A 10,714-nucleotide genomic window follows, 5' to 3' on the forward strand; every position below is an offset into this window, starting at 1 on the left:
GTCGCTGATAAATTAGTCAGAATTTATCAAGGAGATATCACCAATCTTGCCGCCGATGTTATCGTCAGTTCGGATGATACCTATCTCAGTATGAGAGGTGGAGTCTCTCGCGGAATTAGACGGATGGGTGGCGAGGAAATTTACAAAGAAAGCCAGGATTGTAGGATTTTAAATGCTTTATCTATCGGTGATGTGGTTGTGACATCAGCCGGAAATCTGCCAGCCAATAAAATATTCCATGGCACAGTTATTGATTGGCAGCTTGAATTATTTCCGTCAAAAAAGATAATCCAGAAGGTTGTACATGATTGTCTGATAAAAGCCAATCACTATGGATATAAAACGATTGTCTTTCCTTTACTGGGTACAGGAGCAGGATGTCTGAATAAACAAATCGCTTGGGAAATTATGCTTAAACAAATTATTATGGATTTATCGACGATTCACCAAACACTAATCGAAGTAGTTATCACTCTCTATGGGAGAGAAACGTTGTCAGATTTAAACTGGAAATTTTTTATAAATGAAATGCAAGCAAAATGGGAAATAAAGTAAATTAATTAATAATATATAAAAAACAAAATAATGCAGAAATTCAAATAATTAAACTATGCCAGATAGCAATTATTACCAAGTTGGGGGAAGTTTAGACTATCAGCACCCGACTTATGTGGTGCGACAGGCGGATGCTCAATTGTATCAGGGATTAATCAACGGAGAGTTTTGCTATGTTCTCAACTCCCGGCAAATGGGCAAATCAAGCTTGCGGGTGCAGATGACGAAAAAGCTAAAAGCCCAAGGTGTCAAATGTGCATCGATTGATATGACTCGCATTGGTAGCCATGTGACGCCAGAAGAATGGTATGGCGGATTGGTGTCTGAATTATTGCGCGGGTTTCGACTTTCCAGGAAGATTAACTTTAGCAACTGGTGGCGCGATCGCGAAGTTTTATCCCCAGTACAACGGTTGAGTGAATTTATTGATGATGTACTGTTAATTGAGTTATCTGATCACATCGTTATTTTTATCGATGAAATCGATAGTATCCTGAAAATTAAGTTCAAAGATGACTTTTTTGCCTTTATCCGAGCTTGCTATAATCAACGGGTGGATAATCCCGACTATCAACGCCTCACCTTTTGTTTGTTGGGAGTCGCTACGCCATCGGATTTGATCGCCGACAAACAGCGGACACCGTTTAATATTGGTCAGGCAATTGAGTTAACCGGGTTTACTTTTGCCGAAGCCAAGTCAGCTTTAATCAAAGGATTGCAGAATTACGTAGAGAATGCTGAAGCGGTTTTAACTGAGGTATTGGATTGGACAGGAGGACAACCGTTTCTGACTCAAAAACTATGTTCTTTCATTGTTCAAGAATGGGATACAAGGGGTCAGGAATTCCATCCCGATAATCCATCGGCGACTAAAGAGATTGAGCTGTTAGTGCAACAGTGTATTATCGAAAACTGGGAAGCGTGGGATGAACCGGAGCATTTAAGAACGATACGCGATCGCATCCTGGCAAATGAACAGCGTGCAGGTAGATTACTGGGACTCTATCAACATATTTTACAGCAGGGACAAATCCCCACAGACGAGAGTCCGGAACAAGTCGAATTGCGACTGACGGGGTTGGTGGTTAGACAGCAGGGATATTTAAGAGTTTATAACCCCATTTATGCTGGGATTTTTAACCGTCGTTGGGTGGAGAAAGAATTAGCCAATTTGCGACCCTATAGTCAGGGAATTACTGCCTGGGAGGAATCAAACTGTCAAGCTCAATCACGGCTGTTGCAGGGGCAGGCATTGCAAGAAGCCTTGGCGTGGGCAACTAATAAAAGTTTAAGCGATCGCGATTATCACTTTTTAGCGGCTAGCCAAGAATTGGATAAACGAATGGCTTTGGAGTTAGAGAGAAAACAGAAGGAGGCAGTCGAACAGGCAAATCAGATATTGGTTGAGGCGACACATAAAGCCCAACGCACGATTCGCATGGGCTTGGGCATCCTGTTCGTCTCGTTATTTGGCGCAGGAGTTGCAGGAATCGTCGTCAACTTAGTGATTAGAGAACTAAAACAGACGATGGAAAGTACTCGACTCGAACGGGTCAGTTTTCAAGCTTTGCAACGGTTTGAAAGTAGGGGTGACGAAATCGAAGGGTTACTTTTAGCCATGGAAGCAGGGCAAGCTTTGCAAAAGCAGGCGCAAGATAGTCGTCTCCTCCCAGAGGAACTTACCACCAGTCCCGTTGTCGCCCTACAACAAATTCTTGACAACATTCGAGAACGGAATCAAATCAAAGGGCATCAGCAAAGAATATGGCATGTCAGTTTTAGTCCGAATAGTAAGTACATGGCGACGGCTTCATCAGATGGCACTGCCCGACTGTGGGACTTATCTGGCAATCAAAAAGCTGAATTAAAGGGACATCAGGGTTGGGTAACCCATGTCAGTTTTAGCTCCAATGGAGAATACATCGCCACGGCTGGGGAAGACGGTACTGCCCGATTGTGGGACTTATCGGGGAAAGAGCTTGTTGAATTTAGGGGGCATCAAGGTCAAGTCTGGAGTGTCAGTTTTAGCCCCAATGGTGAATACATTGCCACGGCTGGGGAAGACGGTACTGCCCGATTGTGGGACTTATCGGGGAAACAGCTCGTTGAATTCCGGGGGCATCAAGGCAAAGTCTTGAGTGTGAGTTTTAGCCCCAATAGTGAATACATTGCCACGGCTTCGGCTGATGGTACTGCCCGATTGTGGGATTTGTCTGGGAAGCAACTCGTTGAATTTCAAGGGGGGGTTCAGGGTACAGTCTTGAGTGTCGATTTTAGCCCGAATGGTGAGTATATTGCCACTGCCCATGACGATAGCACTACCCGGTTGTGGGACTTGTCTGGCAATCAAATCGCTGAGTTGAAAGGGCATCAGGGCTGGGTAACCAGTGTCAGTTTTAGTCCCAATGGTGAGTACCTTGCCACAGCGAGTGAGGGCGGTATTGTTCGGTTGTGGGATTTGTTTAGCCACCAAAAAGCTAAATTTAAAGGACACCAGGGCTGGCTAACCAGTGTTAGCTTTAGCCCCAATGGACAATACATGGCTACGGCTTCATCGGATGGCACTGCCCGACTGTGGGACTTGTCTGGTAATCAAAAGGCTGAATTTAAGGGACATCAGGGTTGGGTAACCCGTATCAGTTTTAGCCCGAATGGAGAATACATTGCCACGGCTGGGGAAGACGGTACTGCCCGATTGTGGGATTTGTCGGGCAAGCAAAAAGCCGAATTCAAAGGGCATCAGGACTGGTTAACCGATGTTAGCTTTAGCCCAAATGGGCAATACATGGCTACGGCTTCATCAGATGGTACTGCCCGACTGTGGGACTTATCGGGCAAGCAAAAAGCCGAATTCAAAGGGCATCAAGGCTGGGTAACCAGTGTCAGTTTTAGCCCGAATGAGCCGTATATCGCCACGGCTGGTGAGGATGGCACAGTTCGATTCTGGCACTTATCGGGGAACCCGCTAACGGGATTTAAAGGGCATCAAGACTGGATAACGAATGTCAGCTTTAGCCCCACTGGAGAATACATCGCCACGGCTAGTCATGATGGTACTGCCCGATTATGGGATTTATCTGGCAACCCGCTTGCGGAATTTAAGGGGCATCAGGGTTGGGTAAGGAGTGTGAGTTTTAGCCCCAATGAACTGTATATCGCCACGGCTGGTGAAGACGGTACTGCCCGGTTGTGGGATTTATGGGGTAACCCGCTAGCAGAATTTAAGGGGCATCAGCGTGCAGTAACGAGTGTTAGTTTTAGCCCCGACGGAAAGTACCTTGCCACTGCATCCAATGATGGCACCGCCAGGAAGTGGCAGGTTGAGGGATTAAATGAAATGCTCTATCGAGGCTGCAATTGGCTCAACTATTACTTTGTTACTCATCCGAAAGCCTTAGAAAAACTAGAGGTTTGCCAGTAGCCGTTCAACTTTGTTGCCCCGTTCGATAAAACACTCCACTTTTCATTTATTGGTCAGAGAATTTAACTATAATTTATATCATGTCAGAGAAGAACTACTACAAAGTTGGGGGAAGTCTAGAGTATCAGCATCCTACTTATGTAGTGCGAAATGCTGATTCTGATCTGTATCAGGGATTGCTGAATGGAGAATTCTGCTACGTTCTCAACTCTCGGCAGATGGGTAAATCCAGCTTGCGGGTGCAGATGACAAAAAAGCTAAAAGCCCAAGGTGTCAAATGTGCCACGATTGATATGACTCGCATTGGTAGTCATGTGACGCCAGAAGAATGGTATGGGGGATTGGTGTCTGAGTTGTTGCGTGGGTTTAGACTTTCCAGGAAGATTAACTTTAGCAACTGGTGGCGCGATCGCGAAGTTTTATCTCCGGTACAACGCTTGAGTGAATTTATCGATGATGTTCTCCTAATTGAGTTATCTGAAACCATCGTTATTTTTATTGATGAAATCGATAGTATCATAAAAATTCCCTTTCGGGATGACTTTTTTGCCTTGCTCCGGGCTTGCTATAACCAACGGGTAGATAACTCAGATTATCAACGTCTCACCTTTTGCCTGTTGGGAGTCGCCACGCCTTCAGATTTAATCGCCTCCAGAACACTGAGTACGCCGTTTAATATTGGCACAGCAATAGAATTAAGCGGGTTTAACTTGGATGAAGTGAGTCCATTGGTGCAAGGATTAGAGACAATTGTCAGCCATCCTAGACAGGTAATCGCTGAGGTATTGGAGTGGACAGGGGGTCAGCCGTTTCTGACCCAAAAGCTGTGTAAATTAATTGTGCAAGAGTCAGAATCCCATACTCTCAAATCATCGAACGGGATAGAGGCGTTAGTACGGGAAAATATCATCGAAAACTGGGAAACCGCCGATGAACCGGAGCATTTGAGAACAATCCGCGATCGCATCAAGTGGAGTCAGCGCCAGAAACCCTTACTGCTCATCTATCAACAGATTTTACACCAAGGAGAAGTGAAAGCCAAGGACACCCCAGAACAGATGGAATTACGGCTGTCTGGGTTAGTGGTAAAACAGCAGGGAAAGTTAAGAGTCGCCAACCGGATTTATCAGGCAGTTTTTAACAACAATTGGGTCGATGAGATATTAGTAGAAGCGAATTTACACCAAAAGAAAACACCATTACTGACACAATCACCAATAGAAATTCAGAGATTTAATCAAATAGCGGCTAGGGCGTTACAGTTAGCCGATAGAGCTTTAGCCTTATTTGCCAAACAGGAAATCAAAGCTCTACTGTTAGCCATGAAAGCTGGACAGGCATTGTATTCCCTAGTCCAGGATAATTGCTGCCTAGAAAACTATCCCACCGTTCGTCCAGTATTGGCGCTACAAACGATTCTTGATCACATCCGAGAGCGGAATGAATTCAAAGCGCATCAGTATGGAGTGAACAACATAAGTTTTAGCTCGGATGGGCAGAACTTAGTCACTGCTGGACTAGATGGTACGGTTTTACTCTGGAATCAATCTGGACAGCAGATAGCTCAACTGGAGCTTCCTAAACCAGGAGTGAGGAGTGTAACTTTTAGTCCAGATAATCAGCATATTGCTACGGCTGGAGAGGATGGAAAAATTAGACTTTGGCATTTATTCGGACAGCAAATCGCTGAATTTAATACTCATCAGGTAGGAATCAGTTGTGTAACCTTTAGTCCGAATGGACAGTATTTAGCGATGGCAGGTGACAGCTTTGTCATGATTTGTAACTTATCGGGACAACTGTTAGTTCAATTAGATCGTCAATTTTTTAATGTTTCTATTACCCGTACTCAGATAAAATTGCCCGTTACCTGGTTCAACGTTAGCTTTAGTGCCAATGGACAGAGAATTACTGCTGTTAATGAAAACGGCATGATCAAAGTTTGGGACTTATCCGGACTACAGTTAGATCAATGGAAAGGTGAAACGGGAATTACTAGTTTGAATTTTAGTCCTGATGGGCAGAGGGTTGCGACAGTTAATGAAAACAGCATAATCAACAAATTGCTTGGCAAATTAGGCTTAAAGAAATTATTATGGATTTATCTACGATTCATCAAACGATACTCGAAGTAGTTATCACTCTCTATGGTATAGAAACGGTATCAAATTTAAATGGGGAATTTTGTTAAGTAGTAGGACAAAAGTTTTGGGAAATGTATAAAGTTTTGTAAATATTGCTGTAACGCTTGTGACATAACAATTTGTGCGGTTTTTACATTTCTTAACACCGAGCTGTTTATTTATGTCCGACCACTTATGTCCTCAACTCCCGACAAACAAATCGCTTGGGAAACTATGCTTCAACAAATTATTATGGATTTATCGAGGATTTACCAAAGAATACTCGATGTTTGCTCCCCCTGCTTGCCATAGTGCCATGGCACATCTGGAACATGCTTCCCCTGCATCCTACCTCCACAACCAGACTTATTCAGTAAAGCATGTATGAATATAAAGTCGGTGGGAGTCTCCCGGCTGATGCTCCCACCTATGTTTGGCGACAAGCCGATCGCGCTCTCTATACAGCCTTAAAAGCTGGACTCTTTTGTTATGTCCTGAACTCTCGACAGATGGGGAAGTCTAGCTTGCGAGTGCAAACGATGACGCGACTCCAGTCGGAAGGAATTGCCTGTGCTGCAATTGATTTAACTGAAATTATTAGTCCCGATATTACGCCAAGTGAATTTTATGGCAGTATCACCTATACCCTAGCCGATAGTTTTAATCTCCTGGATAAAATTGGCGACTTTGATAGCTGGTGGTGCAACTATGGAAGCTTATCCAGTACCCAGGGATTGGTGCGATTTATTAAAGATGTTCTCCTCAAACATGAATCACTTTTAGGAAAAAAATTAATTATCTTTGTCGATGAAGTCGATAGTGTTCTCCGTTTGCCATTTTCTGTGAATGACTTTTTTGGTTTAATTCGCGCTTGTCATAATAATCGTGCCGATCAACCGGAATATAACCGCCTCACCTTTGCCATTTTAGGCGTGGCGTCGCCGACAGATTTAATTCGTTCCCAAGCCTATAGTCTTCCGTTCAACTGTGGAGAAGCGATTGAATTGACGGGTTTTCGCTTAGACGAAGCTGAACCTATTACCCAAGGGTTAACCGTCAAATCCGCCAACTCCCAGGAACTGATGAAAGCGGTACTCAGTTGGACACAGGGACAACCCTTTTTAACCCAGAAACTCTGCAAGCTAATCGTCGAAGCTGAAGATGCACCGCCGCTCGGACAAGAATCTAACTGGGTTGAGCAACTCGTGCGATCGCGCATTCTGGAAAACTGGGAAAGCCACGATGAACCGGAGCATTTACGCACCATTCGCGATCGCTTGCTCAGAAATGAACAACGCACTCGTCCACTTTTAAAGCTTTACCAAAAAATCTTATCCTCGTCTCATTCATCCCCGATCCGGGGAATATCGGAGTTGAGAACATCCCCCAATCGATGCGAAGAAATTATTGCTGATGAGAGTCCCGAACAAATGGAATTGCGACTGTCAGGATTAGTGGTCAAGCAAGGGGGAATTTTAAAAGTTCACAATCGCATTTATCGGTCAGTTTTTAACCCCAGTTGGCTAAAAAAACACCTGGCTGCTTTAGAACCCGAACCTCAGTATGCCAAATTTCAGAAAACCCTGGCTGAACTGGAGCGAAAACTATTAGTCTCTCAACTAGCTTGTGTCGCCGATGGTAGAGATTCGGCGCAGGCGCTTTATGAGGTGTTGCGAGACGTGACCTTACAAATCGGCGATTTACTCAGCGCCGATCGATCGACTATCTTTTTACTCAATGAAGATAAAACCGAACTTTGGTCAGTCGTGGCTGAGAATGAAGGAAGTGAATTTCTAGATATTCAGGTACGATTAGGGGAAGGAATTGCGGGTCTAGTTGCCAAAACTGGAAACTTAATTAATATCCGGTCGAATGTTTACCAAGATTCTCGGTCTGATTTGGTTAAAGAATATGACCAAAAGTATAATTATTATACCTATAATGTATTAGCATTACCAATTACCAATGAAAACCACCAAGTCCTTGCCGTTATTCAATTACTCAACAAATTAAAGCGCTCTAAACACTTGGATAATCAGGGAAATTGGTTAATTGATCGCCACGGATTTAGCCAACGTGACCAAAAGCAATTGGCAGAATTTATTCCAGCAATTCGCCGCATTCTAGAAAGCTGTCAATCCTGTTATCGTGCCACAAAGAAACTGCGAGCAACCGCCGCTTTAGCAGAAGCCACTCGTTCTCTCGATAAGAGTAGTTTAGATATTCAAGAAATCCTACCACGGGTGATGGACGCGGCAAAGAAACTCATGAATGCTGATCGCAGTACCTTATGGCTTTTGGATCGCGATCGCCATGATTTGTGGACAAAAATTCCCCAAGCTGATGGTTCCTTGACCCAAATGCGAGTCCCTGTCGGTGTGGGATTTGTAGGTAAAGTGGCGAAAACGGGTCAACCCCTAAATATTCCCTTTGACCTCTACGATCATCCTGATGCAACAAATTCTCGAAAATTTGACCGCACCACGGGTTATCGCACCTGTAGTTTACTCTGTATGCCTGTATTTAACGCCGATGGTGAATTAATTGGCGTGACGCAGTTAGTTAATAAACGTAAATCAGGACATTTTCCGTCCTATAAACCTGAAGATTGGCCCCAACCGCCTGCACAATTTAAAGCGAGTTTTGATGAGCATGACTGCCAGTCGATGCAAGTGTTTAACGAGCGAGTGGGTGTGATTCTGCACTATGCCCAAACCCATGAAACATTAAAACAGCTTGCCCAAATTCAACCCAAAGAAGGGGTTCACAATACCCTAGTTATGCTAAGTCAAGCCGTGGGCAACCATAGTGATGAAGTCATGCACAACATGCTAAATTTTGTCGCCAAATCGGTGGCAAAGTCCCTAGATGCTGAACGAAGTACAATTTTTATCTTGAATAGCGATCATCAGGAGTTTTGGTCGTTGATTGTTGATGATAAAATTGGCAAAATTAGGGAAGTCCAGATTGCTGTTGATGGAAAAGATTTTGACTTGACATTCAAATTGACGCGACATCGAGTGAATCATAAGCATCAAAGCCTCTCGACATTAATTCAAACGGCTACCCCTCAAGTTGAGGACTATCTTATTCATAGTCATTTAGTCTATCCCATCGTCAATTCGCAGCAGAATGTGGTGGCAATTATGGAATTGTACAATAAACTGAAACCCACTAGCGATCGCGGCGCACCGTTATCTGAACGCATTGACCCTAAAGGGTTTAGGAAAGCCGATGAAAAGCAACTGGCTCAATCTGTCCCTTCTATTCTCCCCATTCTGGAAGGGGTACAATCTTTTTATCGAGAAATGCGTATCATTCAGGGGCGACAAGCCATCGATGCGTTATGGCTAGCCATTAGTTCGATTAGTCAAGGGAATTGGACATCCCAGGAAATTCTGCAAAAAGTAATGGATGCGGCGCAAAACTTGACCAATGCTGATCGCAGTATCCTTTGGCTAGTTGATCGCCAACGTGGTGATTTATGGACTGAACTTCCTGGTGTTGGGAAAATTCGCTGTCAAATTGGTACGGGTTTTGCGGGTCAAGTGGCAGCATCGGGTAAACTGATGATGATTTCCTATGACTTGTATGACCATGTTGGCGCATTACACGCCAAACAAATGGATTTAGAAACTGGATATCGCACCTATAGTTTGCTCTGTATGCCGGTTTTAAGTCGTGATGGGGAGTTATTGGGAGTGACGCAGTTACTCAACAAGCGCAAACCGGGGAATTTTTCTGAGGATAACTCCGCTGATTATCCTGAAGTTCCTGATTATTTTAAGACAAGTTTTAATGAACGCGATCGACGGTATATTGAGATATTTAATAATCAAGTCGCCGTGATTGTTCAAAGCAATCAACAGCAGGATGTATTAAAAAGTGAAATTTTGGGTAGACTGTCTAGAGCGTCGCTTTAGTAACCAAAATCAAGGGTTAAATCCTCCTCATCGATAAATGAATGAGGACAAGATCCCCGACTTCTTCAAGAAGTCGGGGATCTGAGCATCTGCATTTCACAACTCAAACAGGATGGCTATATTAAACCTGTGGTAATTTATCGCCGTTCCTTAGGATCACCTTCAAAGGGTTGAACACCTGTCTCTGGATATTCGTCATCGGTAGCGCCAAAGATTCGCTTGACACCTCCCCAGAGATAATCAAACATTTCCTGTACTCGCTCTAAAACCGTCATAGCTTCCCTCCGCTTTCTACAAGTTATCGTCAAAACCGCTTCAAAATATGTTCTTGATAAATAAGGGTGAACAGTTGTTAACCCATCCCCAATTTAGGATAAAAGAAGACGTTGGCTCTAGTTCGCTCAACCGAATGCTAGTTTTCACTCAGTTGACTTGAGTCAGCCTATCTGCATTTATACTCAAAGCGAGTGATAACTTAAGAGTCAGTGATTTAATTGAACTGGGGATGAGCTATTCTTATCACAACTGCATTTTAGGATACATGGCGCTAACCATCTTTAATGCGGGAAGGGGACTCCCGTTATACCGAAGGTTAGCGGGAGGGGAATTGCCGCCAACATTGAAATTGATCGATAGCGAATCATTGTTTTCAGGATTGGTATTCATAGCCGTCTGCCTTATGAATAGTTCTC

5 protein-coding genes are annotated in these 10,714 nt (G+C 43.9%); 4 read left to right on the forward strand and 1 reads right to left on the reverse strand.

Going from position 1 to position 10,714, the window contains the following annotated elements:
• Positions 1-60: 60 nt before the first annotated feature.
• The 4 genes from RID09_RS02570 to RID09_RS02585 all read left to right on the forward strand — a co-directional run bounded on the left by RID09_RS02570 (position 61) and on the right by RID09_RS02585 (position 10,022).
• Positions 61-555: a macro domain-containing protein gene (locus RID09_RS02570; protein ID WP_446334392.1), complete on the forward strand. Its 495-nt coding sequence runs from the start codon at positions 61-63 to the stop codon at positions 553-555.
• A gap of 55 nt (positions 556-610) precedes the next feature.
• Positions 611-3,976 carry a WD40 domain-containing protein gene (locus RID09_RS02575; RefSeq protein WP_446334388.1) on the forward strand — a complete coding sequence of 1,122 codons (3,366 nt, stop codon included), beginning with the start codon at positions 611-613 and terminating at the stop codon, positions 3,974-3,976.
• Positions 3,977-4,056: 80 nt separating this feature from the next.
• Complete coding sequence (locus RID09_RS02580; protein ID WP_446334389.1) at positions 4,057-6,111, forward strand: AAA-like domain-containing protein; 2,055 nt, start codon at positions 4,057-4,059, stop codon at positions 6,109-6,111.
• 368 nt (positions 6,112-6,479) lie between these two features.
• Positions 6,480-10,022: a GAF domain-containing protein gene (locus tag RID09_RS02585; protein WP_446334390.1), complete on the forward strand. Its 3,543-nt coding sequence runs from the start codon at positions 6,480-6,482 to the stop codon at positions 10,020-10,022.
• A gap of 137 nt (positions 10,023-10,159) precedes the next feature.
• On the opposite strand, the gene RID09_RS02590 is transcribed toward RID09_RS02585, so the two are convergent.
• On the reverse strand, positions 10,160-10,297 hold the full coding sequence (locus RID09_RS02590) for a hypothetical protein (protein ID WP_446334391.1): 138 nt from the start codon (positions 10,295-10,297) through the stop codon (positions 10,160-10,162).
• Positions 10,298-10,714: the final 417 nt, after the last annotated feature.

The sequence above is a fragment of the Coleofasciculus sp. G1-WW12-02 genome (assembly GCF_040219735.1).
In the GTDB taxonomy this organism is placed as follows: domain Bacteria; phylum Cyanobacteriota; class Cyanobacteriia; order Cyanobacteriales; family Coleofasciculaceae; genus Coleofasciculus.

Bases quoted from the DNA above. Each gene is read 5' to 3' on its own strand.
- RID09_RS02575 (WP_446334388.1), top strand. From the start codon at position 611: ATGCCAGATAGCAATTATTACCAAGTTGGGGGAAGTTTAGACTATCAG.
- RID09_RS02580 (WP_446334389.1), top strand. From the start codon at position 4,057: ATGTCAGAGAAGAACTACTACAAAGTTGGGGGAAGTCTAGAGTATCAG.
- RID09_RS02585 (WP_446334390.1), top strand. From the start codon at position 6,480: ATGTATGAATATAAAGTCGGTGGGAGTCTCCCGGCTGATGCTCCCACC.
- RID09_RS02590 (WP_446334391.1), bottom strand. From the start codon at position 10,297: ATGACGGTTTTAGAGCGAGTACAGGAAATGTTTGATTATCTCTGGGGA.